The 25229-nt window shown below is 52.2% G+C and carries 20 protein-coding genes and 1 pseudogene; 2 read left to right on the forward strand and 19 right to left on the reverse strand.

Features of this window, described 5'->3' with window-relative positions:
* Nucleotides 1-91: 91 nt before the first annotated feature.
* The 6 genes from LIZ66_RS03025 to LIZ66_RS18720 all read right to left on the reverse strand — a co-directional run bounded on the left by LIZ66_RS03025 (nucleotide 92) and on the right by LIZ66_RS18720 (nucleotide 15201).
* Entirely contained in the window at nucleotides 92-2374 is a 2283-nt protein-coding gene (locus LIZ66_RS03025; protein WP_227200429.1) for an SGNH/GDSL hydrolase family protein, read from the reverse strand.
* Between the two features lie 163 nt (nucleotides 2375-2537).
* On the reverse strand, nucleotides 2538-5837 hold the full coding sequence (locus tag LIZ66_RS03030) for an SGNH/GDSL hydrolase family protein (RefSeq protein WP_227200427.1): 3300 nt from the start codon (nucleotides 5835-5837) through the stop codon (nucleotides 2538-2540).
* 22 nt (nucleotides 5838-5859) lie between these two features.
* On the reverse strand, nucleotides 5860-6528 hold the full coding sequence (locus LIZ66_RS03035) for a hypothetical protein (protein ID WP_227200425.1): 669 nt from the start codon (nucleotides 6526-6528) through the stop codon (nucleotides 5860-5862).
* The gene (locus LIZ66_RS03040) at nucleotides 6528-8483 is read right to left on the reverse strand and encodes a phage tail spike protein (protein ID WP_227200423.1); all 1956 of its coding nucleotides are present in this window, start codon (nucleotides 8481-8483) and stop codon (nucleotides 6528-6530) included. The genes LIZ66_RS03035 and LIZ66_RS03040 overlap by 1 nt, the downstream gene beginning before the upstream one ends.
* A 16-nt stretch (nucleotides 8484-8499) precedes the next feature.
* Nucleotides 8500-9276, reverse strand: a complete 777-nt coding sequence (locus tag LIZ66_RS03045) for a hypothetical protein (protein WP_227200421.1) — start codon at nucleotides 9274-9276, stop codon at nucleotides 8500-8502.
* A 15-nt stretch (nucleotides 9277-9291) separates the two neighbouring features.
* A complete protein-coding gene (locus LIZ66_RS18720) occupies nucleotides 9292-15201 on the reverse strand; it encodes a phage tail tape measure protein (RefSeq protein ID WP_306797062.1) in 5910 nt (1969 codons plus the stop codon).
* A 198-nt stretch (nucleotides 15202-15399) separates the two neighbouring features.
* Here LIZ66_RS18720 and LIZ66_RS03055 point away from each other — a divergent pair, with 198 nt between their 5' ends.
* Together LIZ66_RS03055 and LIZ66_RS03060 are read left to right on the forward strand one after the other, a co-directional pair.
* Nucleotides 15400-15723, forward strand: coding sequence for a type II toxin-antitoxin system Phd/YefM family antitoxin (locus tag LIZ66_RS03055; RefSeq protein WP_118574005.1), 324 nt, complete (start codon nucleotides 15400-15402; stop codon nucleotides 15721-15723).
* On the forward strand, nucleotides 15720-16055 hold the full coding sequence (locus LIZ66_RS03060; protein WP_118574007.1) for a type II toxin-antitoxin system RelE family toxin: 336 nt from the start codon (nucleotides 15720-15722) through the stop codon (nucleotides 16053-16055). Before LIZ66_RS03055 ends, LIZ66_RS03060 begins: the two co-directional genes overlap by 4 nt.
* Nucleotides 16056-16252: 197 nt before the next feature.
* Here the strand turns inward: LIZ66_RS03060 and LIZ66_RS03065 are convergent, their stop codons facing one another.
* The 13 genes and pseudogenes from LIZ66_RS03065 to LIZ66_RS03125 all read right to left on the reverse strand — a co-directional run bounded on the left by LIZ66_RS03065 (nucleotide 16253) and on the right by LIZ66_RS03125 (nucleotide 25178).
* A complete protein-coding gene (locus LIZ66_RS03065; protein WP_173886593.1) occupies nucleotides 16253-16417 on the reverse strand; it encodes a hypothetical protein in 165 nt (54 codons plus the stop codon).
* Nucleotides 16414-16794 carry a hypothetical protein gene (locus LIZ66_RS03070; RefSeq protein ID WP_173886594.1) on the reverse strand — a complete coding sequence of 127 codons (381 nt, stop codon included), beginning with the start codon at nucleotides 16792-16794 and terminating at the stop codon, nucleotides 16414-16416. The genes LIZ66_RS03065 and LIZ66_RS03070 overlap by 4 nt, the downstream gene beginning before the upstream one ends.
* A gap of 66 nt (nucleotides 16795-16860) precedes the next feature.
* Nucleotides 16861-17688 (reverse strand): SPFH domain-containing protein, encoded by an 828-nt coding sequence (locus LIZ66_RS03075; protein ID WP_227200418.1) that lies wholly within the window; start codon nucleotides 17686-17688, stop codon nucleotides 16861-16863.
* A gap of 62 nt (nucleotides 17689-17750) precedes the next feature.
* Entirely contained in the window at nucleotides 17751-18365 is a 615-nt protein-coding gene (locus LIZ66_RS03080; protein ID WP_118524258.1) for a major tail protein, read from the reverse strand.
* A 34-nt stretch (nucleotides 18366-18399) separates the two neighbouring features.
* Entirely contained in the window at nucleotides 18400-18717 is a 318-nt protein-coding gene (locus LIZ66_RS03085; protein ID WP_112483370.1) for a hypothetical protein, read from the reverse strand.
* Between the two features lie 10 nt (nucleotides 18718-18727).
* Entirely contained in the window at nucleotides 18728-19105 is a 378-nt protein-coding gene (locus tag LIZ66_RS03090) for an HK97 gp10 family phage protein (protein WP_195455167.1), read from the reverse strand.
* Nucleotides 19080-19436 carry a phage head closure protein gene (locus LIZ66_RS03095; protein ID WP_227200416.1) on the reverse strand — a complete coding sequence of 119 codons (357 nt, stop codon included), beginning with the start codon at nucleotides 19434-19436 and terminating at the stop codon, nucleotides 19080-19082. The genes LIZ66_RS03090 and LIZ66_RS03095 overlap by 26 nt, the downstream gene beginning before the upstream one ends.
* On the reverse strand, nucleotides 19436-19774 hold the full coding sequence (locus LIZ66_RS03100) for a head-tail connector protein (RefSeq protein ID WP_107000219.1): 339 nt from the start codon (nucleotides 19772-19774) through the stop codon (nucleotides 19436-19438). The genes LIZ66_RS03095 and LIZ66_RS03100 overlap by 1 nt, the downstream gene beginning before the upstream one ends.
* 26 nt (nucleotides 19775-19800) lie before the next feature.
* A complete protein-coding gene (locus LIZ66_RS03105) occupies nucleotides 19801-21006 on the reverse strand; it encodes a phage major capsid protein (RefSeq protein WP_227200414.1) in 1206 nt (401 codons plus the stop codon).
* A gap of 409 nt (nucleotides 21007-21415) precedes the next feature.
* Nucleotides 21416-21979, reverse strand: a pseudogene (locus LIZ66_RS03110) (head maturation protease, ClpP-related); the annotation flags it as partial.
* Entirely contained in the window at nucleotides 21976-23373 is a 1398-nt protein-coding gene (locus tag LIZ66_RS03115; protein WP_227200412.1) for a phage portal protein, read from the reverse strand. The gene LIZ66_RS03115 and the pseudogene LIZ66_RS03110, both read right to left, overlap by 4 nt.
* The gene (locus LIZ66_RS03120; RefSeq protein WP_227200410.1) at nucleotides 23373-23588 is read right to left on the reverse strand and encodes a holin; all 216 of its coding nucleotides are present in this window, start codon (nucleotides 23586-23588) and stop codon (nucleotides 23373-23375) included. Before LIZ66_RS03120 ends, LIZ66_RS03115 begins: the two co-directional genes overlap by 1 nt.
* Before the next feature lie 24 nt (nucleotides 23589-23612).
* A complete protein-coding gene (locus LIZ66_RS03125) occupies nucleotides 23613-25178 on the reverse strand; it encodes a terminase large subunit (RefSeq protein ID WP_227200452.1) in 1566 nt (521 codons plus the stop codon).
* Nucleotides 25179-25229: the final 51 nt, after the last annotated feature.

The raw sequence follows: 25229 nt of genomic DNA on the forward strand, positions 1-25229 counted from the left end.
GACGGTCAATGCCGCCTTGTGTATACTCCTTCTATAATGAACACCGTTTCACAGGCATTTGGGAGGTATGTCTGTCAGGGACGGTGGAAATTTAATAGAATTTATTGTCCAATCCAATAAACTCAATCTCACGGAACTCATTCGGATTCTTCTTCATGATCCAATCAATATAGGTAGAAATAATCATGGCACAGATAAAGTACCCGACTGCATTGTAATGACCGCCACGTTTCTGCTGATAGAGAAAGCCAGAATTATACAAAGCTGTTCCATAGGTATACAGATCAACCAGATAGACGCTCTTAAATATTCCTGCAATCTCCCGAACTGCCGAATTGTAGCCAGCATTTTCTACAGATTTTAATGGATCAGTCAGAATAAAAATTTTAGCTTTCGGCTGCATTTCCTGAATCTTCTGAATGATCTTTCCGTAATTGCCATAATAGGTGTCTGGATTCTGTGTGTAGTCGCCGAGATTGATATCTTCCACCGTACCAATCTTGTACTTTCGATTGTTTTCATTTTGTCCAAGACCGATAATATAAGCCTCGCACTTATGATTTCCATCAAAGCACTCCGTTGCAAGCGAACTGGAAAGGAACGTATCACAACGCAGTCCACCCTTAGACCAGTTGTAATAGGTATTCCCGGTCATTCTAGCAAGATACTGTCCCCAGGAATATTCAAACAAATCCTTCCCTCCTGTGGTGCCATCGGCTTTTTTGTATACTGCTTCTCCGCTTGCAAGGCTGTCACCAATGCAGCCCACATGACGAAATACGGTCATTAAACCAGCATCATTTCGAATCCGTTCCAGAGGATTATCTGAGAGATTCAAGCCTAACAGATCATTGATTCCTGCTGTCAGTCTTTTTTGGATATCTTTTTCCAATTTGTCTTTTGTGATTGCTTCATCAGCAATTTTCTGCGTAGTAATTGCAGCATCTTGTACCTTTCCGGTAGATACGACCGTATCCATAAACCAAATCTTGGCAAAATCTTTTAAATTTTCTTTATACATGGTCAGGCGGATATACGCAGTACCCTTGGGGCAGATAAAATCCGTGTAGCTTAAAATACCACCCTTTTCCTGATTGTACTTCAATCCTGAAATATACTTTTTGTCCTGATCATAAAAAGCAAGACCTGAAACATCAGTGGAAGCTGTACTCATACTTGCGCGTAAAAGGCATTTACTTCCACCATACGGGAACGGCAGATAGTCCTCTGTTGCAAAATAGGTGTTTGTTCCCGGTGTATAAGTCCGCAAATCACCCTTCGCACGTGCAATATACAAATCCGGTGTCAAAACAATCTCCAGCGGGATTTCCAAAAAGGCAGCATTTTTCACCTGCACAGCGTTGTCACACAGTTTCTCTGATGTTATCGCTTCATCCGCGAGATTATCCGTTTCAACACTTTTTTCTGCCAATTTTTCATGTGTTACCGCACGATCCACCAGATGCCCCACTGAGATTCTATAATCATCCAACCAGATACCCACGCCATTGAGATTGTCCTGCCCCATACAGCTCATGCGTATATAAGCAGTTCCATCTGGGCAGAAAATTCTGCGAAATGCCAGTTTCTTAGTTTCCCGATTGTAATCGCTTCCGCTGATAAATTTCTTATTTGCATCATAAAATGCAATACCTGATTTATCGCTTTCAACTGTGGACATGGCAGAATATACTTGAAGCCAGCAGCCTCCATATGGAAACGGAATATAATCCAACGTGGCAAAATAAACATTTGAGCCCTGAGAGAAATTATCTAGCCCACCATATTTTCTCGAAATATACTTATCTGCAGTCCAAACCAGTTCTGGAGTAATGTCCAAGAACGACAGGCGGCTTCCATTTACTGCACCTTTCAAAATACCCTTGCCACTTCCAATTGCTCGAATATGGGAACCGACAGAACCGTATTTCGTTCCCTCTTCATCTACTCTTGCATCCACAACCTCTGCTGCATAGTCCTTATCCTTGTCAGTCGAAGCAGACACATTAGCATCCAGTCGCTTGTCCAACGTATCCATACGGCTGTTCAGCTCTGCCTTGTTGCTATTAGTAAGGCTTTCAGCAGAATTCACCCGACTGTTCATGTTGGATTCTGCGGTATCCACATACTGGATGAGACGTGCTTCTGTATCTTCCATTTCCTTGACAGCCTCTGCGATCTGCGCACTATAAAGACTGTATTGCATCCAGTAAATTTCATCCGAGATTGCAGTACCGACCGGCACAGGTCTTCTGCTGATATAGCTCTCACCGGACGCCTTATCCAGAACGATACTGAGTTCTTCGTATTCCTTATTGATATCCCATACACCATCGTGTTTCGGAACAATTCTTCTTCCAATAAATTTAGACATAGGATTCTCCCTTCTGCCGGACAATTCCGGCTACAACTACTATCGGTTCATCCAGCAGATTGGGAGGCCCTGTCTTGGGAAAATCAAGGGTTACATAGTACCCCCCCCCCCCGAATTTTCTGACGATTCATCATATTGTTTCCTTTCCCGGCATAATGCCGTTTTATTTGCTGTCTTCCGTCAGCCATGCACGGATCTGGCAGTAATAGCCGTCTGCCCATGCCTGATAGCCTCTTCCGGACGGGTGGATGCTGTTGGTCAGCGTCCGGCTGGTTTCCGTGAATCGGTTCGTCACCGGCTTATCCGAATACGGAAATGCCAGACGGCGGTCCGTGCGAAGACCGTGGGCAAAACAGGTCACGTTTTTGCGATACTTGCCGGCATCGAATGCCTTGATCAGCGCAAGGTTCAGCGTGTTGATGCTCATATGGAAGATACCTATGCTGGAACCGCACTGATAAGAATAATCCGAACCGGGTCCGCAAAGGCCGATACCGATCTTGCAGTTCGGGAAGCCCGTCTCCTTATCCAGCAGAGCATCAATAAACTGCTTTGCCTGATCCACGAACTTCTGCACCTCAGCTTCCGTGCGGTACAGTGTAGTGCCCTGTGACACATCATTGGTGCCAAGTGCGATCAGGAAGTAATCGATGCCCTCATAGCCGTTGGTCTCGCAGTATTTCTGGAAATCCAGACGGCCTTTGATCTTGTCCCAGAACGCATTCGTTTTGCCGGCGTAATCCGTATCTGCCAGATACCGGGCAAAGGTCCAGCTGCCGCGTCCTTCGTGCTTGCCGCCAGACGGTCCTCTCGTTCCCAGCTGGTGGATCACGCAGTCATTATCCTCTGCCAGCAGACGGTACACTTCCGTTGCCACAGAACCATTGTCCACGAGAGAGTCTCCACAGATGCAGATATTCTTCGTGAGCTTGTCCTTCAGCTTATGGTGAACCCTGACCTGGACAGGTTTGGACGATACCGTATGGCAGTCATCTTCATCCAGACGGCGGACGGTCAGTGCAAAATCCGTACTGTCCTTCGTCGGCGTGTAGTTCATGCAGTACTCGTTCCGGGTCAGGCTCGGTGCATTCGTGCCTCTGGCGAGCACATACAGATTTTCCTTGCCATCGTGGCGGGAAAGACAGTCAAAGAAGATGGAAAGCTGGCGTCCCTCCATGCAGTCCCAGTGGGACGGGGTCACGATGTCATCCTCTACAGCCGGAGTAATGGCTTTCTGCACATAATCCGTGATACGCTTCGGGATGAAAGATGCCGCGTTATCTGCGAAGAGATCACCCGCTTTGTATTCCTTACCGCCCACAATGAACTTCACATCCGGGTGAATGTGCGGATTATACAGCTTGCTCTGATACCAGGATGCAATATAGAAACCATTCGTACCCAGCTTTCGGAACAGGCTGGTGTCGTACAGATTGATGGTTTTCGTACCAGCGTCATAAGCGAGAATGCGCATCGGCATGCCAAAAGTCGAGCTGGGTGTGTTAAATGCCATCTCCGCCGGATCGCCTGCCGTGATCCACTCATAGTGGAACGTATCCGGAACACCCAGACACTTGGTACTGACCTGGATCGTACCGGCATTCTGGTCAATGGTAATGCCACCGCTTGCCAGATACATATGGCGGGAATCCTTACCGGCAAGATCCGTGCGGAGCTGCTGGAAGCGGTCCTCATACTTCTTTTCGATATAGTAGTCACGCCGCTCTTCATCGAACAGCTCACCAGCCTTATAAGTCGTGCCATCCAGTACAATGCTGAAAGAAGAACCCATGTGCGGATACCAGAAATGGTTTTCATACCATGCAGCGATATAGTAGCCGTTTACTCCCAATGCCCGGAACTGTGCAGTGTTGTAAAGATTGATCTGATCTATGGACGAGTCATAGGCAAGGATCAGCATGTGATGCTTTTCTGCTTCCGTACTATCCAACATCGGTACCGGCTCCTCACTAGCACTGATCCAGTAGTAAGCACCGTTATCGACAACCGCCAGGATACGTTTCGTGACCTGAATGGTGCGGTTGACCGTATCGATCGCAAACTGGCCTGTAGCGAGGAACATTTTTGCTGAACGGTACTTGTGCCAGGTCATCGAATTGTACGCTGCTTTCGCCGGATTTCCATAATCGATTCCGTTGATAACCGTCCCACTGTTAGACGGAGCCGCATACACAACATTGCCGTCATAAAGCACTGCAAACACAAAGCGGTTCCTTGTGAACAAACCGCCCCAGTCACCGCCCGTGTTTTCCGCTTTAATGACCGGCAGTTCAATCTTTTCTCCCGTTTCGTCAGCAGATACTTCCATTCCATCGTAATAGATTGCCCACCAGCCTTTCGCAGCGAAATCAATCGAGGTACTGTTCTCTGCCCCCAGTTTCGTCTGCTCATACTGTGTACCATTTGTACGGCGGCAGACATACACACTCTTTCCCTCCGGGAATGTGACTGTCACCTTGCTGCCCGTGAACCTGATATCCACGCTGCCGTTCATCCACTGCCAGCCTGTTGCGTAATTTGACAGCAATCTCAGTGGGAGCATGTTATCATAGAGGTACACCGAGAGCTTCGAGAACAGCTTTTCATTGGTGGTGACCGAAATAAATCGGGTGTTCGGAAGCAATGTGATCACATAGTTGTCGTAGACCTTGCCGCTCTCTGCCCGGAAACAGCCACCGAGGAACTTACGGTCCATGTCATAGCAGACCACGTTGTTATAGTCATTCCGGCCGCTCATATAGCCGAACTGACCGTCCACCAGAATCGCATCACCGCTGACCGGGACCATGTGCGCCACGCGCCAGCTTTCCGAAGCTACAAGGTTGCCGTTCTGGTTTGCGTAACCATTTTTGATCACCCAGTTCTTCATGATATTCTGCATGGAACGCACCCTGCCGACCGCACGGATATTGTCACCGGCTGTGGGATAAGTCTTTCCCTCATCATCCACACGGGCATCTACAAGCTCCTGTGCATAGTTGGCATTTTTATCTGTAGATGCCTTGACGTTGGCATTGATCTGGGCTTTCAGCGTTTCTGCAGTCTTATCCATCTCGGACTTACTGGCCGCAACCGCACTGTTTGCGGCATCGACCTTCTGGGTGATATCCGCTACATCCTGTGCGGTCATCTTGCGCAAGGCTGCCACATCTGATGCAGTATCTGTACGAAGCTGCTCTACATCTGCCGCAGTATCCTTGCGGAACTGCTCCACTTCTTCTGCCGTATTCTGACGGTACAGAGCCATCTGTTCCGAGAACCGGGAACACATCGCCCAGTATTCCTCCTGTGACAGAAGCGTTCCGGCCGGTACAGGTTTCCGGCTCATATAGCTGTCGCCTGTGGATTCCTCATACACAATGGTAAGAGGCTCATATTCTTTTGCTTTGTCCCAGACACCATCATGGCGAGGGACGATTCGGTTTCCGATATATTCCGACATATTTTCCCCTTTCCCGGCTCCATCAGCCGTTTGTAAACTCTACGATCAGCCGTCCGTCACCGTCCATTGAAAAGATGAGCTTCAGACCGTCTTCAGTGGTGAAAGCAAGATAGCCGTCATCCGTAACCGTACAGTTCAAAAGATTTTCAATGAATTTCTGGATGGTGCTGGATTCCGACTTGTCACTGAAGCCGAGTCCATCCTCCGACACAACGGCAAAATAGCCATCGTCCGTGATATACACTTCCAGCAGTCCCTTGCGGATAGCTTCCACCACACCCGCGTAGGTATAGGTGGCGATCTTACCGTTGTTGATGGCCGCCCGCTCCACCTTCAATGTGAGGGAGAACGAACCAAGGACATCACCCGCTGTGCTGAGCATAACAACATCCAGCGGAAACCGCCCGGCCTGTGCGGTCATGAAGGTCGTGATCGTAAAGACGACCGCCCCATTTTCAACAAACACAAGGTCGGATGCTGTTTCGCTGGTGTAGTGAAAGATCGTACCGTCCGGTCTGGTACCGGAACAGGCAACGATGCAGTCCTGTGGCACGGAATACTGCACCGAGTTGTTATACAAAACACAGCGAACTTTCCGTGCTTTGTTGTCATATTGTTTGACTGGGACTGTCACCGGGATAAGATTCTCCGTCAGCGACAGCTCCACTTTCTGATAAATGCTTGTGACCATTACGCGCCCCCTCCTTCCTGATCGGTCTTCTTATCATCTGTTTCTTCTTTGTTCCCATTATCTTTTCCTTCGGTGTCCGGGTTCTCCGGCTCCGGCTTTTCCGGTTCCGTTGGTGTGGTCGGTTCCGTTGGCTGTTCCGGCTCATGGCCGATGGTCTGCCACTGTTCTCCATCCCAAAGCTTTAACCGAAGGTTCTTCTTATCGACCCAGAGCGTATCTGCTGCTGGGGCTTCCGGTGCGGTTTCCGATACCGGGACACTCGGCTGGTACTTTTCATCCAGTTCTTTTTCGACCTCTTCCGACAGCTTCTTCGCCGCACTGTATCTCTCGTCCAACTCCTTTTGCAGATCTTCCGAGATTTCCGTAAGGGTGCCATACCGCTTATCCAGTTCCTCATATAAATCCTTGGACAGCTTTTTTGCTGTTTCGTACCGCTGATCGAGCGTTTTCTGAAGCTCGGCAGAAATGGCGGTCGCTGTTTTGTACCGCTCATCCAGTTCCTTCAGCAGCTCCTCGGAAAGCTCCGTGGCTTTCTTATAGCGGTCATCCAGTTCTTTGAGGGTCTGTTCCAGCAGGATCGCTGTCCTGACTGCAGTGTCATCCGCCTCCCAGCCATAGCCCCACGTCTTACCGCCATCCGTGGATACAAACAACCCAGCAGAGCTGTTCTTCCATGCGACCGTGGACTGTTTCAAAGTCGCCGCATTGAATGCATACCGGGTCGTATTTCCCTTATTGTCAGTTTCATTTTTATAATGAAGGCCAAACAGCGCAGCAAAAAGCGCACCGTCATAAATGATAGATGCTGTGATCCCACCGACCTGCTCTCCCACTGCCGTTTCCGCACGGACTGCCGTATCATAGGCAATCGTCGCTGTATTCCGGATGCTGTTGAGCGAACCTGTCAGAGAAGAATTTCGGCTGCTGACCGTTGAGTTTGAGAGCGTGATGCTGTTATAGCGTTCCAGTAGCGCGTCATACTCTGTTTCGGTGACTTTGGAACTGACTTCGATTCCCAGCTTTGAGATAAACACATGGACCGTATCGCAAAGGGAAACACGCTCTGCTTCCACGATGTCCTCATACCCCGGCGTATTCCAGAGCTGTAAAAAGTCGATCTTGATATCGATCTCCGGCTCTGTTAAGTCCGTGGTGTCGATATAGTTCTGTGCGTATTCCCGGAGTGCCGCTTCACTCGGCTTTTCCTGAAAATTGCTGGTACAATCCAGCACGGTGATCTTCTGGTAGGGGATCGACCGTTTGCTTTGCAGCACCACCTTCTCCGGCAGTTCCATGACCGCCTGGGTTTCATTATCCACCCAGTACGGATGCACACCCGTGATGGTGTTCTCGATGGATTTCTCCATCTTGAAGTCTGTCAGGTTCTTCCCGTAGATGATGTGGACATTGTGATCCGTACCTCTGGTTTTATGAAACTTGACCGTGTACCGATCCCACTCGAATTCACCGCCAAAAACATCCAGAACTGACCCGGCCATACCTCCAAGGCAATTTCGGAAGGAGGATGGAATTCCAAGCGTAAAGGTGGCACTGGAGTCCACATCCGTCCAGACATCGAAAGGGCAGTCAGAAGCAGCGTGGCTTTTCAGCCCCTGCATTGCTCCCGCACACCCAGTCACTGAGAACGGGGAAACTGTGATGAAGTTCAGCTGGTAGGAAATGTGCCGAGCCTGAACTTCCAGCTTTCCATCTATCGGGGTCGTGATCTTGTAGATGCGGAACGGCTGAGACTGCATGGTATCGGATGGCTTGGCAAGGATGATATTCCCCTCCTCCAGCATCTCTGCATGGATGCCATCTGCCGGACAGACCAGCTTCAGCTCATAGCTTCCGTTTCTCTTTTCCGTTACGGTACAAGACTGTGCATCTGCCAGCTTTCCAATACCGTTATGATTGAACTTCATCTCTGTTGATGCATATAAACATGGGATCACTGGCTGCACCTCCCTCTTACAGCGTCCACCAGCGTGGAGTCACCTCCACCGCCGTGATGCCGCCTGTCCATGCGATTTGTGTCTTTCCCTCCGGCAGTTCCGGGAAATCATCCGAAAGGATGGTCTCATTGCAGAAGCCGGAAGCGTTGTAAGCGTTGTGCGTTTCACAGTTGAGCAGCACGTAGTCCTTGATGCTGTGGATGGTGATCTTCTCCTCACCCACATACAGTTCGCCGCCAGAATCCCCGTAGATCTTGAAGATAGGCTGTGCCGGAAAAGCGAAGGGGTTCTTTAAGGTCGACCTGCCATCCAGCCGGATCACCCTCTGCCCATCCACGCTCCAACGCTGGGGCTTACAGTTGAATGTCAGCTCCATCTCAGCGGCTTTCTGGGCTGTCACATCAAATTCCAGAGCATCCTTGCAGACTGCCATCCGGAAGAAATCCGGGTCGTAGGTGTCCTGCAATTTCTGATACCCGATCGGAGATAACAGCCATGCCTTGACCGCTGCGGTCTTGGCAGGCAGACCGTTGAAGAAAAATGCCTTATACTTGATATCCACGTTCTGATATCTGCGCCTGCCTGTCCTTGCATTCTCGGTGATGATGTCCCCGTTCCTGCCTGGTACGGAGGTACTCTCCACATCCGCAGCCGGGGAATCATACACACCGGGTCCAGACAAATATAATAGGAAGTCCTTACTGGACTTCCCGGCAAAGGACAGATACTGTCTGGCGTATCTGCCTTTAAGCTGAAACTGTGATACTGTCTGCTTTGGGGCATTGTAGCCCATACGCATCTACCTCCTTTACTTGAAGACCGAATCATCCTCGTGGATCATGCCGTTGATCTTATCGGCAACGGTCTGTGCGAGTTCATCGTCGTTCCGGGCATTGTAGCCATTGACCGTGATATACACACCGCCAAGGTTGGTCGTCCGGGTGGTGCCGCCTCCGGCCAGAGCCGCCTGCGGGAAGTTCCAGCCAGAGCCATCGAAGTGCGGCAGGGTCAGTTCCGGCAGACTGAAGGAACTGATGCCCTCCATACCCTGCTGCACCTTTGCTGCCATCGACTTGATCTGGCTGATTAGTCCGCCCTCGCCTTTCTTGATGCCGCCGGAAAGCAGCTTCATAAAGTCGGGCATATAGGTGTCCGCATCTGCCAGAGGTCCTTCATCCGGCACAGAGAAGTGCAGGAATGAACGGATACCGCTTGCCACACTCTTGACCGCACTGCCGACCCAGCTCACACCCTTCTTGATGCCTCCTGCAATACCGCCAACGATATCCTTGCCCCAGCTGACTGCCGAGGAAGCCACGTTCTTGATACCGCCCCAGATGGACGATGCCACGTTGCCGATGGCAGAAGCCGCATTGGAGATACCGTTCTTGATGGCATTTACTCCATTCGAGAATACCGAAGTGACCTTGTTCCAGATATTCGTGACTCCTTCCCGGAAGCCATCGCAGTTTTTCCAGAGAGCGGTCAGTCCAAGACCGATGCCGCCAACGGCCGCCACTGCGATACCTGCAGGACCCGCCAGACCAGCAAGTGCTGTGCCTGCGGATGCGAGGAAACCACCTGCGGAGCTTGCTACGCCTGCAAGAGCCGTACCCGCACCTGCCGCCAGACCAGATACGGCCGTGCCAACCGAGCCGAACAGTCCTGCGATTGCGGAGCCGGCAGAACCAGCAATTCCGCCCAATGTGGAACCCACACCAGACAGAAGCCCAGAAAGACTGCCGCCTAAGCCGCCGATCTTCGTCACTACACCGGAAAGCAGCCCGCCCAGATTCGACAGGATTCCCCCACCGCTGGAGCCAAGGCTTCCCAGCTTCGAGATGATACCGGAGATTCCCTCTCCCAGACCGCCCATTTTGGAGGTCAGCCCGGAGATCAGGTTGCCAAAGTTCGACACGATCTGACCACCATCTGCGCTGCCGATCTTCGACAGGAAACTGCCGATGTTGGACAGCAGACCGCCTCCGTTTTCGGAGCCAAGAACATTGCCGAGGTTCTGCAACGTACTTCCGAGGTTTCCGATGGTATTCTTCATGGAACCGAGCTTGTCCACAAGCCCCGTGACCGTATTGACCGTGTCACCGACCTTGCTGATGCCGTTGCCGAGGCTCTTTAAGAAATCCGAGTTGAAGGTATCGCCAAGGCTGCGGATCGCATTTCCAAGGGAACCGGTCTGAGAACTCAGCTCTCCAATGGAATCCTTTATGTCCGTAAAGCCCTGCTTCACTTCATCGCTCATACTGCCGACTGCTGTTTTGGTGATACCCTGCAGGTCAGTCCAGAGCTGCTGGAACTGTGTTTTCAGCCCGGAAAGCCCGGCCATCAGCTGGGACTGGATACCGCTGCCCACATCCCTTGCAGCACTGCCGATACCATTTTGGCTTCTCTTGATCGTGGCAGCAAAACTGCCGACCACAGAATCCATCCAGTCGCCCAGAGAATCTACCGGGGTCGTAAGGTTGTTGCTCATAGACCCGGCAAGTCCCTGCACGGCTTTCACCACCGACTTGACATTTTTTTTAATGCCGGTCGCCAGCAGCTTCATGAAGTCGGGCATATAGGTATCTGCATCAGACAGAGGTCCTTCATCTGGTACAGAGAAATGCAGCAGACTTCTGACCCTGCTTGCGACATTTTCCGCCGCTGCGATCACGGAACCGGCCGCTGCCCGGACACCTGCCGCCATCTGGGAACAGATATCTGCGCCCCAGCGGTATGCAGAAGAAGCAATCGAACCGAGCGAGTTAAAACTGCTCCTGATACTTGCAACACCGGAAGAAACCGTGCTGCGCAGGCTGGACATTGCCGAAGACACCGTGGACTTGATGCTGTTGAAGGCAGAGGTCGTGGTGGATTTCAGTGTGTTCCAGCCGCTTGTGGCCGTACTGCGAACTGCGGATACAGAGGAAGTTGTAAGACTCTTGATGCTGTTCCATGCAGTCGTGATGACCGTCTTGATACCATTCCAGCTGGTGTTCGTCAGAGTTTTCACTGCGTTCCATGCGCTTGTCATGGAAGATTTGACAGAAGCAGTTGCCGAAGTAGTCAGAGACTTGATTCCATTCCATGCTGTGGTGATAACACTCTTGATACCGTTCCAGCTGGTCGTTGTCAGCGACTTTACCGCACTCCATGCACTGGTCATGGAAGATTTGACAGCTGCTGTCGCAGAGGTCACATTGGATTTCACCGCCGCAAAGCTGGTCTGGATGGTGGTCTTGATGCTGTTCCATGTGCTCGTGGTACTGGTTGTAATGGAACTCCATGCGGATCTCATCGCGGCACTCACACCTGCCGTTCCGGTCTTCACCGTCTGGCTGATGGCCGCCCAGCTCTTACTGTATGCCTGCTCCACTCCCCTCATGGAGTTGGTGATGGAAGTAGACAGCGTGGTGGACAGATTCTCTGCCGCCGCAGTTACAAGGCTGGTGTTGGTCGTGATGCCGTTTGCCAGTCCCTGCATGAAGTCCGGCATCCAGCTTTCCATATCTGCCAGAGGCCCCTCATCCGGCACAGAGAAGTGCAGGAAAGAGCGGATACGGTCCGCCACTCCCGATACGGCGCTTGCCACATCCTGAATCCTCGACTGGATACCGGACACAATGTTGCCGATCATGTCCGAGCCCCACGAGAATGCCTGTCCAGCCAGACCCTTGATAAAGGAAACTGCACTGTTAAAGCCGTTCGTGATGGTGGACTTAATACCGGAAATGGTAGAGGAAATCCCGGATTTCATCGAGTTAAAAGCTGTGGTCGCCGCGCTCTTGATGCTGTTACTGAGGGACGAAACCGTAGACTTCATGGCATTCCAGCCGGAAGAAACCACCGATTTGATACCATTTACCACACCGGAGATTTTGCTGCTGATGGCGCTCCAGATGGAAGAAACCGTGGACTGGATTGCTGAAAGGACAGTCGAAATGACCGTCTTGATTGCATTCCATGCCGTACTCATCCGGGTCTGAATGCCAGTCAGCAGCGGAGACAGGAACGATACAATAGCGTTCCATACAGTTGTCACCGCGGTCTGGATTGCAGTTAGCACCGTAGATATGGCTGTCTGGATCGCGGACCAAACCGTAGAGAAAGTCGTCTGCAATCCAGTCAGGATCGGAGTCACAAAGGCGACGATGGCGTTCCAGATGGAAGTGATCTTCGTCTGGATCGCAGTCAGTGCTGCACCGATCAGGATCTGAATTGCCTGCCAGATGGTTTCAAACAGATATTTGAACGCATCCAACAGAGGTTTCATGGTGTTGTAGATGCCATTCCACACCGAAGTGATCGTCGTGCTGATGGTGTTCATGACCGTAGAAATCGCAGTCGAGATCGCCGTCCACACAGTTGTCACCGTGGTATGGATCGTATTCAACACAGAAGAAACGGCTGTGGAAATGGCAGTCCAGATGGTGCTGAAGGTCGTCTGGATACTCGTAAGGACAGTCGTAAAGAAGCTCGAAACTGCAGTGAACACAGTCGTTGCCACACTCTGGATAGCAGAAACTGTGTTTGAAAAGAAGCTGCTGATTCCGCTCCACACGGTCTCAAAGAAGCTCTTGATACTGCCCCAGACCGTCTGCCAGTCCGTACCGAACAGCCCAAGAAACACATCCAGTGCGCTCTTTAATGCGGTAAGAGTCGTAGAGAATACAGACTTCACGCCATCCCAGATACTGGAGAAGATACCCTTCACCGCTTCCCATGCGCCACTCCAGTTGCCGGAGAACACATTGGAAAAGACATCGAACAGACCCAGTAAGGTATCCAGAACGACGCCGAGGATGGTCGAAATATTCTGGAATGCTCCCTCAAACAACGGGGCAAGCACCTGACAAAGGCCATCCCAGACTGCTTTCAGTACCTCGGTGACATCCTTAAAATCAAAGCCCAGCCCATTGATCCGCTGTGTCAGCTGATCACAGAACCCTTTCACCTTGGAAACGATGTCGTTCCAGATACCGGTAATGGCAGTACGGAATTCCTCGTTCGTATTCCAGAGGTTCATGAACGCCGCCACCAGTGTGCCGATGACCGCCACCACTGCTACGACCGGCCCGGACAGACCACCCAGAACCACACCCAGCTTGCTGAACACACCGCTGGCACTGCCCACATGGGTGATAAGAAGCCGGACACCCTTTGCAAGAGAACTGAATCCCCGCATCGCTGTGCCGACGGTCGATATGGTCTTGCCAAGCACAATGAGCAGCGGACCGATGGATGCCGCCAGGAGCCCGATCTTGATGATCGTTTCCCTGGTACCCTCATCCATGCTGTTGAGCTTGTCCACGAACTGCTGCACGGCAGATACGATCTTGCGGATGGTGGGCATCAGGATATCGCCAAAAGAAATAGCCAGCTCCTCCAGCTGAGATTTCAGGATGGTGAGCTGACCATTTAAGTTGTCCTGCATGGTTTCTGCCATGCTCTCGGATGCGCCGTCACAATTTTCAATGGCACCACGCAGTTTGTTGATGTCCGTCTCGCTGGAATTCATCAGGGCAAGGAAACCGGACATCGCATTCTTGCCGACCAGTGCCTCTGCATTGGATGCTTTTTCAGATTCGGTCAAGCCGGAGAATGCTACACGGCAGTCTGCGAGGATATCGTTCAGGCTCCTCATACTGCCATCTGCATTGCTGGTGGCAATCGTAACCTCACCGATGTTCTTGCCTGCAAAGGTCACTTCACCGGAAAGGTTGTTCATGATGGTACGAAGGGACGTACCAGCCTGCGAAGCCTTGATACCACTATTTGCCATAAGTCCGATGGCTTCTGCGGTATCCTCTGCCGAGAACCCCAGCGCACCGGCAATAGGCGCACAGTACTTGAACGTCTCGCCCATCATGGAGACGTTGGTGTTCGCATTGGAGGAAGCGGCTGCGAGGATATCGGCAAAATGCCCAGAATCCGCAGCGGATAAGCCGAACGCGGTAAGGGCATCGGTAACAATATCTGAAGTCGTAGCGAGGTCTTCACCCGAAGCGGCCGCGAGGTTCATGACGCCCTCGATGCCGTTCAGCATGTCAGAAGTCTTCCATCCGGCCATGGCCATGTATTCCATCGCCGAAGCTGCCTCGGATGCAGAGAACTTGGTCTTTGCACCCATCTCACGGGCTTTCGCACGGAGCTGGTCAAAGTCATCCCCGGTCGCACCGGAAATGGCAGAGACCTTACTCATCTCGGAATCAAAATCGGCTGCGGTCTTCACTGCGGCAGTGCCAAGACCCGTCACAGCGGCAGTCACCGGAAGGAACTTCTTGCCTACATTCTCCACAGAAGATCCGATGTTCTGGAGCTTTTCTCCAGCTTCATCGATCTTGGCAAGCGTCGCATTGGTAGTAGCCGCCTGATCCTGTAAGGATCGCAGATTCTGTTCGGTCTCCACGATCTCACGCTGAAGAGCATCGTACTGCTGCTGGGTGATCTCACCGTTGGCAAGCTGCTCATTAGCCTGCTGTGCGGCAGTTTTCAAAGTTGCCAGCTTTTCCTTAGTGGCTTCAATGGCATCCTTCAGCATCTTCTGCTTCTGGACGACCAGTTCTGTATTGGAAGGGTCCAGTTTCAGGAGTTTGTTGACATCCTTCAGTCCGGACTGCGTCCCCTTGATTGATTTGTTTACACTTTCCAGTGCTTTGGAGAGCTTTGTGGTATCGCCGCCGATCTCAACGGTGATGCCCTGGATTCTGGATGCCATTTGCGTAACCACCTCCTCGCAGGCATGAAAAAAGCCCATCTGCACGAAGCAGACAGGCTAAAGGAAAAAATGCTATTAGCTGTGTATCAAAGTCATCCTTTCAGCATACAATATATTTATCAGTAAATTTATCGACTAACCGGTTGATATTTTTGCAAACGTGTGCTATAATGCAATCAAAGAAAGGAGTTGACGATTATGGCTTCTGTTATGAGTGCTATTACCAACACTGTTCCAATCACCCAATTCAACCGTGGTCTTGCCGGAAAAATATTTGAAGATGTCAAGCAGTGCGGTGCCAAGGTTGTTATGAAAAACAATGCTGCCGAATGCGTTCTCATCTCCCCGGACGAATATGTCCGTTTAATGGATGAATTAAATGATGCTCGTCTGCTGGCTGTTGCTTCTGAACGTATGGCACACTTTGATCCCACCTCTTTGATTTCTGAGGAAGAAATGAACCGCCGTCTCGGTGTTACAGAAGACGATCTCGCCGGTTTTGACGAGGTAGAAATCGAATGAGCTGGAAAGTTGAATACCTCCCTGAAGCAGAAAAAGACCTCAAAGGTTTAGATGGTAGCCAGCGCAATCTTGTTCTGAAAGCCATCAAAAAAGTTCAGCAAAATCCACTGCCTGTTGATGAACAGGGCTACGGCAAACCGCTCGGCAATCACAACAGCACTAACCTTGCAGGACTTCTGAAAATCAAACTCCGCTCTGCGGGTCTGCGCATTGTCTATCAGCTTCGACGTACTGAGACATCTATGATGATTATTGTCATTGGAGTCCGTGCTGATGAAGAAGTGTACGAACTTGCCCAGAAGAGAGTTCTGAAGCACGAAAAGTCCGATTGACTTTTTCTGCCTAATCGACTATACTTTGATGATGATCAGGTTTCGGTAACCTTGCGAGGTCCGAGACCGGGAAGATGACCTTCGGGCCACCTTCTTTCTCCCCCAGTTGTGCACGGCTGGGGGATTTTTTATACCCATTGCCAGACGATTGTGCTTATTTCATTCACAATATAAGCACGTTCGTCTGTTTTTTCGCCTTAGAACCGGTCAAAGTCCTCCTGCGATGCCAGTTCCTTATACGGATACTCGTCGTTCTGCCGCTCCGTAAACATATCATTGACCAACCCGATGGTCAGCAGGTCGAGGTCGGCGATGCTGATACCGAGCTGTACACAGCGCAGCAGAAAGAGCGGGGTGGTCATTTCCCGCTCACTTTTTCGAGGTTTTTTCTGGATTCCACCTCCGTCTGCACGTTCAGACCCCACAGTTCGATCAGCTGGGGCAGGATCTGGTAGATGGAGAAGGTGTTGAACTGGTCCAGAAACTCCTCCGGGCTGTCCGGCACCTTTGCCGGGTCCGCATGACGAGCCATCAGCCATGCCAGGTCCTCGAACATCTCCAGACTGAACAGGTCGAGGTTGGAATTGTCCTCATCGTTCTCCCCCACGCTCTTTTCCAGCTGGCGCAGGTCTTTATAAATGTCACGGCCAAACTTGATGCGGTACAGGCGCGGCACGGCGGCACTTGCCTTAAAAGTGACTTCCTTGCCATCGATCTCGATTTTCTTCGTAACTGCCATAATCGTAATCCTCCAAAATTTCATGTAAAATTGGCAGAGCCGAAGCCCTGCCGTATATCGTGTTTCTTACTCTGCCGGGTCAATGCTCACCAGTGCATTACCGCCGCTCACAGTAGGCAGCTTACCATCCCACTTCTGGATCTTCTGGTACTCGATCAGCGTATCGGACAGGCTTTCTGCCAGTTTGCGGTTTGCCTCTGCCTGTGCTTCTGCGGCAATGGAAGTCTTCTGGGCTTCCGCCTCTGCATTGGTGATTGCCACCTGCTTATCCGCTTCTGCCTTGGCAATGGCGGCTTCATTCTCGATCTTCTGCTTATCTGCATTCTGCTGTGCAATGGACTTCTGCTGGATGGCTTCGTTATAAGCATCCTCGAAATTCATGTCGTTGATGACGACCTTGTTCACAAACACAACGTCCTCACCATATTTCTGCACAAGGGATTCTGCCAGCTTCTGTTGTGCCAGAGGCTCAATCTTGGTGCGGTTTGTCACCTCATTGGGGCCAAGTTCAGCCATCGCAGACTTGATGGCAGATGCCACCAGCTCATCACCAACCAGATTCTTGATGTCGGACACATTCGCATACAGCCATGCACTCTTCTCAGGAAGCACCTGATAGGTCACGATCACATCAGCGGCATACACAGGGGTCTTGTCGGAGGCTTCGCCCCAGACCTGCGCTTCGATGTGCTTATCCTGCTGCTTGTTGTTGACCTTGTGGATGCTCTGCACAAAGGGAATGCAGAAGTTGAGCTTGCCGCTCTGAATGGTGGTTTTCTGGATCTGACCGAAGCTGGTCTTCACGCCCGTGTAACCGGTGGGGATGATGTGGAACGAGCAGACAGCCAGCACCAGAACGATGATCACTGCGAACAAAGGAAAAAACTTCTTCATAATCGTATACCTCTTTATAATAATGTAAGCAGAGCCGAAGCCCTGCAGTGTGTGTCGGTCACTTAGCCCTGCGGCTCCTCGGTGTGACTGGTGTCTTCGGTGTCCACAGCTTCTGCCTGCGGCTCGTAGACCGCATCGTACCATTTGTTATAGACATCATCGGTGGTGTTAGTACCGGTCTTTGCCTTGACATAACCGTTTGCCAGAGGGGTTGCCTGCAGGTTCAGAGTGTCCGTCTTGACTTCCTTACTGTCCTCATTGGTCTCACCCTCGATGGACGGACGGCTTGCCACACAGTTGTACAGCACATGACGGATGTGGCGCTGGTCGCCATCGAACTCAAACAGGAAGGCGAAATGCTCCAGTTCCACATTGGCGTTCTCAGCAAGCACGCCGTTGCCATCCAGCTCCTCGTGCATGATGTCCGTGAGGAAGCTCTCCGGGATCAGTGCGATTTCCAGATCACCCTCGTAGCCGGAGTTGTTATTCACGACATAGTAGGCGATATTGTCCGCATAAAACGGCTCGATCTCGCCATTGGCATCCATCGAAAGACTGACTGCACCGGGGATGCGGACCGGCTTCGCATAGGTGACACTGCCATCTTCGTCAAAGGTCGCCTTTGCATAATGGCAGTTTTTCAGGCCAAATTTGACCTTATTGCTTTTCTTCGACATAGTGTTCCTCCCATAAAAATATCCTGCATGAGCATCACACAGTCAGCTCATACAGGACTTCATACATTTTTTCGGTTTCGATCCAGACCTCGCTTTTCTCATAGTAGAGTTCGTGTGCGGTCAGGACTTCTTCAATAGTTGCTTCCATATCCGGGTCTTTGTAATCGGTGTACACCTCGATGTCCAGCCGGTTGAAATGGTGGTACACAAGGTTATCTGCGCCGAAATTCTCGGCTTTCGGATACAGGAAGCAGATAAACGGTGGATCAGGACTCTCCCCTTCTGCGAAATGGTCATACGCATAAGGAAGCCCCATTTCCTCCACCAGAGCTTTTACTTCTTCGTGGGTCATTGGTTTCTCCTCACTTCAGTGCCTTTTCGATAAGGGACTGGAGCTGCTCGATACCGGCCTGTTCTGCCGGAGCAATATGGGGTCTTCCTGCCACACGACCGCCGCCGCGCTTGGCATGACCCTTTTCCAGCAGATGTGCCAGCTGGTAGCGGTTCTTGGAATGCACCACCATCTGAAGGCTCTGGCTGGATTCCGACTGTTTGGTCGCTACCCAGCTTTCCTTGTACCGCCCGGTTCTGGACGGTGCGCCGGACTGAATCTGCTCCTTGACGGTCTTGGCAGATTTACGGACAGCTTTCTTGACCTCGGTGGAGGCAAGGGTCGCATACTCTTTCAAGCCCTCATTGATGGCATCTGCCATTTCATCGATGTTGACAGTTCTGCTCATCCGGCTGCCTCCTTTCCAAACGGCAATGAATCTTCAGCGTTTTCTTCTGGAAATTCATCGGGTCAACGGATTCGATATTGTAGAGCTGCTCCCGGAAACGGATGCGGTAGCCAGTGGAAGTCAGGCCTCTCGTCTCACTGCACCAGCGGACCGTGAACACCACACTCTTCTGCTCGGCTATGACCTCACCCTCTTCTTCCTGCGCCTGATAGGTCGAAGCGTAGGCAAAGCAGGTGAAATATTTCTCCCATGTGTTCCGATGGTTTCCGACCTTATCGGTCACAACCGTGCTTTTCTCGATCGTGATCCGCTCATTCAGCTTCTCGATCATCAGAACACCCCCTCCCTCACAGCAAACAGAATGGAACGAAGCGTCAGCATCAGCTGGTGATGGTCGGCTTCGTCCCGGTGCTCATAGAGATACCCCAGTGCATACAGAATCGCCACACGGCAGGTGCTGCGCAGGGCTTCCAGTTCCCTTGTAGGCTGTACTCCGTTCTCGGCATCCCGATCAGCGGCATTGACTGCCTCCCACTGGTCTTCCGATAAACGGCCCACATCCTTGCACATCTGCTCCGCAGAAGATAAAAGGATGCCGATTAAGGCATCTTCATCGCTGCTGTCTACCCGGAGATAGGTCTTCGCTTCGTATAGCGGGATCAGTGCCATAACCGGCTCCTCCTTTCCTGGCTTTCTTAGCCCTGCGGTGCCATCTGCAGAAGCTGTACGGCTTCCGGCAGGATCAGCTTGCCATCCACACGCTGGGTGGTCAGGAAGCCGACCTGATCAGTACGGGCATACAGCTCGTTCAGACGGCGGAAGGTGCGGTTCTGGCGGTCAGCCACCCAGTAGTAGCTGTAATCGCCAAAGGCTATGACCTTGCTGCCACCCTTGATCTCCGGCATGAAGGCGGAAGTCTTCAGCGGACGGTTCAGCAGGGTATCAGGCTTGCCGATCTCCAGACCAGGCTTCCAGATATAGTTGCCGTTGTTGTCCTTGATGGTCATCAGCTGCAGCACCAGGGCTTCGTTGCAGAGGAACTGTGCCTTCTTGCGGTACGGAGCCTTCAGTGCGTAGTAGAGCTTAAAGATCTCATCGAAGGTAACGGCATCCTTCTGGGCAGCGGTCACACCGACCTTGGCACCGCCAGTCTCAGCCAGCAGACCCAGAGGCTTGCCCACACCGTCACCGGTGATAAAGGCGCGCTCCTCTGCGTTGCCCATACGCACACCGAAACGGCGGGCGATATAGGTGGCAAGGTCGAATGCGGAGTCGTTCAGCAGCTCATTGGAGATCTTGATCATAGTGCCCAGCTTGTACGCAGACAGCATGGTCTGACCGAAGGTGGTATCGCTCTCCGGGATCTCCTCGCCCTCATCGATCCAGCTTGCCTCACCGGTATCCTCCGCGATAGGAATCTTGCGGGTGCCGGAGCTGGTGCGGATGACCGTTGCCATGCCACGGAAGATGTTATTCTCTTCCAGTGCCTCCACCAGCTTCTTCTCAAACTCATCGGGAACGGTAAAGCCGCCCTCAGTGTCCTCACCCACAGACAGGGCATTGCGGACTTCGCCGTAATGGCCACGGTTGCGGATCATGTTCCAGAAGTTCTCGGCATACTCGGCAGTGGCAGTCGGCTTGACATCCTTCTTGGCACCGCTCTTCGGGTCAGCGTGGACAGGGCTGGAAGTCGGTGCGGACAGCTGTGCCTCGATCTGTGCCTGCTGCTCCAGACGCTCAATCTCTGCACCCAGGTCCTTGACCTCCTGTGCCATCTTGTTGTACTGCTCCACGGCCTCAGCCTTTACCAGACCGTTCTCGCCGCGGTTCTTCTCCAGAAAGTCCTTGGTCTGCTCCCAGAGAGTGTTGCGCTTGGTGCGCAGTTCCAGAATCTTACTCATAGTACGTTTCCTCCATAAATTTGTGATGGTTGATTGGATATAAAAACAGCCTGGATGCACATCACTTCATGCACTCAAGCTGTTTCATCAGGATATTGTAAGGGATGCTGCCATCCTCGGTCTTGCCGTCCATGTCAAGAACAGGTCCCAGATTGGCAGGCGGTTCTGCCGGAGGGGTCGGCTCTGCGGACGGTTTCGGGTCAGCTGGCGGCTCGGCATCCGGTTTCTTTGGTTCAGTGTATTTCTGCCCCACATCTTCCGGCTTCACACCCAGACGGTTCAAGACGATTAGATCCATCTGACGGCTAGAGAAAAGGTGCCCTGCCGTATCCTTCTGGAACGGCTTCTTTTCTTCGCCCTCGCCCGGTTCACTGTCAGGGTCTTCTTCCGGATTTTCCGGGTCTACCGGGTCACTGTCCGGCTCCTCCTCTTTCTTTGCAAAGAGGATCTCGTCTGCAAAGCCCAGCTCCACCGCCTTCTTCGCATTCATCCAGGTCTCATTGCTCATAAGGTTGGCGATGCGGGCGTGGCTGAGGCCGCTCTTCGCTGCGTAGGCATTGATGATGCTTTCCTTGACCTCGGTCAGCACCTCGATGGCCTTTTCCATGTCCTTGGTGTTGCCCATCGCAACGGTGCTGGGGTCATGGATCATCAGCATGGCAACAGGACTCATCTGGACAGTGTCACCGGCCATCGCCACAACGGATGCAGCAGATGCCGCAATCGCATCGATCTTGACCGTGATACTGCCCTTGTAGTCCTTAAGCATGGTATAGATCTCAGCAGCGGCGAACACATTGCCGCCCGGAGAGTTGATCCAGACGGTCACATCCCCCTCGCCGGATTCCAGCTCATCCCGGAACATCTGCGGCGTTATTTCATCGCCCCAGAATGATTCCTCATCGATGGGGCCTTCCAGCCGGAGGATTCTGGTATCGTCACTGTTTTTGATCCAGTTCCAGAATTTCTTCATCGGGTTCTCCTTCCATTTTTCCGTGGCTTACTCTCACTCAGCCGATTATCGCTGTCAGGTTCTTCTTCCGGGTCGGGCTGTGTTTCTTTCGGCTGATTCTGCTGGGCTGCGGCAGCTTTATTCTGCTGTGCCACCCCTGCATCTTTCAGCTTCACATAGCCGCCGTTCAGGTAGTAGTCGTCACCGCCCTCCTCTGCCGGGATGAGATCCATGTTCTCCAGACGATGCACATCATTTGGAGAGAGGAAGCCGTTGCTGATGCCGGTCGCATAACCGTTCATCCGGCTCTGGTAATCGCCACGGAGCAGACCATCCACATTGAATTTCGGGAAGTAGGTATCCTGCTCCTCCTCCAGCAACAGATCCTTGATGATGCCCTGCTCGATGCGGACAAGCCACGGGGTCAGGGAGTGCATCACGAAGTTCAGCGACTGGTATTCAATGTTGGAGAAGGTCGCCCTGGACAGGTCAGCCACCAGATGCGGAGGCACACGGAAGATGCGGCAGATCTCCGTCACGGAAAACTGCTTCGTCTCCAAAAACTGGCTGTCCTCCGGCGGCAGGGAGATCGGTTTGTAGGCCATGCCCTCTTCCAGCACAGCCACGCGATGGGCATTGGCTGCACCGCCATAAGCCGCTTCCCAGCTATCCCGGATACGGTTCGGGTCTTTCACAACGCCAGGATGTTCCAGCACACCACTGGGCTGTGCGCCGTTCTTGAAGAAAGAGGAACCGTATTTATCTACCGCAATGGAAGTACCGAGACTGTTCTTCATCATGGCGATTGGTGAAAAACCGATCAGCCCATTGAAGCCCAGTCCCGGCACATGAAAAATCTCGTCCCGGCGGAAGTAGATGTCCTTGTTCTGCTCTCCCGGAACTTCATCCGTGTATGCGTGGTAGATATAATAGAGCTCGCCGCTCTCATCCCGGTCCACTTCGACATTTTCCGGTAAAAGCGGATACAGACCAAGCACCGTGTTCTTGCCATCCCGGACGATCTGTGCATAGGCGTTGCCCCAGAGGAGCAGGTGGGTCATCAGTGTTTCCCAGAAGACAAAGGATGTCATCTCCGGGTTGGGCTGGCGATACAGGATCTTGTACAGCGGATGATCCCGTGCCTTTTCCTTGTTGCCGTTGTTGTCTGTCACCCGGTAGAGATGCAGCGGCAGTGCCGCAATGGACTCTGCCAGCAGACGGACACAGGCATATACAGTCGGGATCTGCATGGCGGCTTTTTCATCCACCTGCTCCCCGGCATTGGAACGCCCAAACACAAAGGTCTGCCCGGAATCGCGGACATTATCCGTGACCTGCGGCAGACCTTCTTTTGGCTGTTCTGTTTTGGGAGAATCCCTTGGGTTCTCAAACCCCATCCATTCCCAGAATCCCATTAAGCCTTATCCCCCTTCTCCAGTTCCGGCAGACCGGCAAGGCTGGTGCCAAGGGACGCAACACCTGCCACGATCACTGCACTGCCGACCGCCATCCAGTCCACACTGCCGCCGGGCATCTGTGTCACGACCAGAGCCGCACCAGTCTGGAACATCGTCTTTGCAGCACGGATGCCGGCTGCCTTCCACCATTCTGCACTCATCAGATACTTCATTGTGTTTTCCTCCAAATCTTCATATCAAAAAACGATCATGTCACGTTCGTCGTAGACGCTTCCCTGCTGCTGACCTTCATTTCGGATGCAGCGGTCCAGCGCCATGATCGCAGCGACGATACCATCGATCTTCTCCGGCGACTTCGCCTTGGTCGGCTTGATGTTGCCAGCCGGGTCGGTATCCACGACCACATTCCCCGCCATCCATGCCATGACCGGATTGCCGCCGTGGATGATCCTGCCTTCCATCAGGAGCTTGTAGAACTCCTTGGTAGGCGGGCTCATATCTTTGAATCCCTGACCGAAAGGAACGACTGTGAATCCCATCCCCTCAAGGTTCTGGGTCATCTGCACGGCTCCCCATCGGTCAAAGGCAATCTCCAGAATGTGATAGGTCTTGCCCAGCTCCTCGATAACCTTTTCGATAAAGCCGTAGTGGATGACATTTCCCTCGGTCGCCATCAGGTAGCCCTGCTGATACCAGACATCATACGGAACGGATGCCCTGCGCACCCGCTGGGGGATCGTGTCCTCCGGTATCCAGAAAAACGGAAGCATGATGTACTTCTCCTCTGGAACTCTGGGCGGGAACATCAGCACAAAAGCCGTGATGTCTCCAGTGCTGGACAAGTCCAGTCCTCCATAACAGTCACGGCCTTTAAGTGCTTCCATATCGATTGGCTGATTGCCGAGGTCATAGATGTGTTCCGGGATAAACCGAGTCAGCGAGGACACCCACATGTTCAGACGAAGCTGCTTGAACACATTCTCCTCTGCCGGGTTATCCAGTGCTTCCTGATATGCATCCCGGACACGCTGGATCTGAATGGTCTGCCCCAATGAGGGATTTGCTTTATACCAGTTGGCTTCATCATGCCAGTCATCCTCATCTGTCAGTCCATAGACCACAGGATAAAAGGTGTGGTCGATCTTACGTCCAGCCAGCAGGTCAAGGGCTTTCATGTGGAGCTCGTAGCAGATGCTCTCCTTGTCCGTGCCGGCCGTGGTGATCAGGAAGAACAGCGGCTGTTCACGGGCGTCACCGGAACCTTTGGTAAGGACATCGTAGAGTTTCCGGTTTGGCTGGGCATGAACCTCATCCAGAACAAGACCCGACACGTTCAAGCCGTGTTTCGTTCCAACTTCAGCAGACAAGACTTGATAAAATCCTGCGTTCCCGTAGTTCACAATGCGCTTCGTAGCCGCCATGATCTTGCACCGTTTCAAAAGTGCCGGGGTCATCTGCACCATCTGGTGGGCAACATCAAAAACGATGGATGCCTGCTGGCGGTCAGCTGCAGCACCATAGACTTCGGCAGATGGCTCATTATCGGCAAAAAGCAGATACAAGGCCACCGCAGCGGCAAGCTCGGATTTTCCGTTTTTCTTGCCGATTTCGACATAAGCCGTGCGAAACTGACGGTTCCCTTTTTCGTCCACGATGCCGAACACATCCCGGATGATCTGCTCCTGCCACGGAAGCAGCCAGAACCGCTTTCCTGCCCACTTACCTTTGGTGTGTCGGAGGTTCTCAATAAAGGTTACTGCCCGATCTGCTTTTGCGGCATCGTAATGGCAGCTGGGAAGCATGAACCGACTTGGTTTATAGTCCTTCAGTTTTGGATAGTTTTTCGGTCTGCA

The sequence above is a fragment of the Blautia faecis genome (genome assembly GCF_020554845.1).
Classification (GTDB): domain Bacteria; phylum Bacillota; class Clostridia; order Lachnospirales; family Lachnospiraceae; genus Blautia_A; species Blautia_A faecis.

Excerpts from the sequence above, each read along its gene's own strand:
- LIZ66_RS03065 (WP_173886593.1), bottom strand. The coding sequence starts at position 16,417 with ATGACCACCCCGCTCTTTCTGCTGCGCTGTGTACAGCTCGGTATCAGC.
- LIZ66_RS18720 (WP_306797062.1), bottom strand. The coding sequence starts at position 15,201 with ATGGCATCCAGAATCCAGGGCATCACCGTTGAGATCGGCGGCGATACC.
- LIZ66_RS03100 (WP_107000219.1), bottom strand. The coding sequence starts at position 19,774 with ATGGCACTGATCCCGCTATACGAAGCGAAGACCTATCTCCGGGTAGAC.
- LIZ66_RS03115 (WP_227200412.1), bottom strand. The coding sequence starts at position 23,373 with ATGGGATTCTGGGAATGGATGGGGTTTGAGAACCCAAGGGATTCTCCC.
- LIZ66_RS03035 (WP_227200425.1), bottom strand. The coding sequence starts at position 6,528 with ATGGTCACAAGCATTTATCAGAAAGTGGAGCTGTCGCTGACGGAGAAT.
- LIZ66_RS03070 (WP_173886594.1), bottom strand. The coding sequence starts at position 16,794 with ATGGCAGTTACGAAGAAAATCGAGATCGATGGCAAGGAAGTCACTTTT.
- LIZ66_RS03060 (WP_118574007.1), top strand. The coding sequence starts at position 15,720 with ATGAGCTGGAAAGTTGAATACCTCCCTGAAGCAGAAAAAGACCTCAAA.
- LIZ66_RS03120 (WP_227200410.1), bottom strand. The coding sequence starts at position 23,588 with ATGAAGTATCTGATGAGTGCAGAATGGTGGAAGGCAGCCGGCATCCGT.
- LIZ66_RS03105 (WP_227200414.1), bottom strand. The coding sequence starts at position 21,006 with ATGAGTAAGATTCTGGAACTGCGCACCAAGCGCAACACTCTCTGGGAG.
- LIZ66_RS03055 (WP_118574005.1), top strand. The coding sequence starts at position 15,400 with ATGGCTTCTGTTATGAGTGCTATTACCAACACTGTTCCAATCACCCAA.
- LIZ66_RS03095 (WP_227200416.1), bottom strand. The coding sequence starts at position 19,436 with ATGATCGAGAAGCTGAATGAGCGGATCACGATCGAGAAAAGCACGGTT.
- LIZ66_RS03025 (WP_227200429.1), bottom strand. The coding sequence starts at position 2,374 with ATGTCTAAATTTATTGGAAGAAGAATTGTTCCGAAACACGATGGTGTA.
- LIZ66_RS03080 (WP_118524258.1), bottom strand. The coding sequence starts at position 18,365 with ATGTCGAAGAAAAGCAATAAGGTCAAATTTGGCCTGAAAAACTGCCAT.
- LIZ66_RS03125 (WP_227200452.1), bottom strand. The coding sequence starts at position 25,178 with ATGCTTCCCAGCTGCCATTACGATGCCGCAAAAGCAGATCGGGCAGTA.
- LIZ66_RS03075 (WP_227200418.1), bottom strand. The coding sequence starts at position 17,688 with ATGAAGAAGTTTTTTCCTTTGTTCGCAGTGATCATCGTTCTGGTGCTG.
- LIZ66_RS03085 (WP_112483370.1), bottom strand. The coding sequence starts at position 18,717 with ATGACCCACGAAGAAGTAAAAGCTCTGGTGGAGGAAATGGGGCTTCCT.
- LIZ66_RS03090 (WP_195455167.1), bottom strand. The coding sequence starts at position 19,105 with ATGAGCAGAACTGTCAACATCGATGAAATGGCAGATGCCATCAATGAG.
- LIZ66_RS03045 (WP_227200421.1), bottom strand. The coding sequence starts at position 9,276 with ATGGGCTACAATGCCCCAAAGCAGACAGTATCACAGTTTCAGCTTAAA.
- LIZ66_RS03030 (WP_227200427.1), bottom strand. The coding sequence starts at position 5,837 with ATGTCGGAATATATCGGAAACCGAATCGTCCCTCGCCATGATGGTGTC.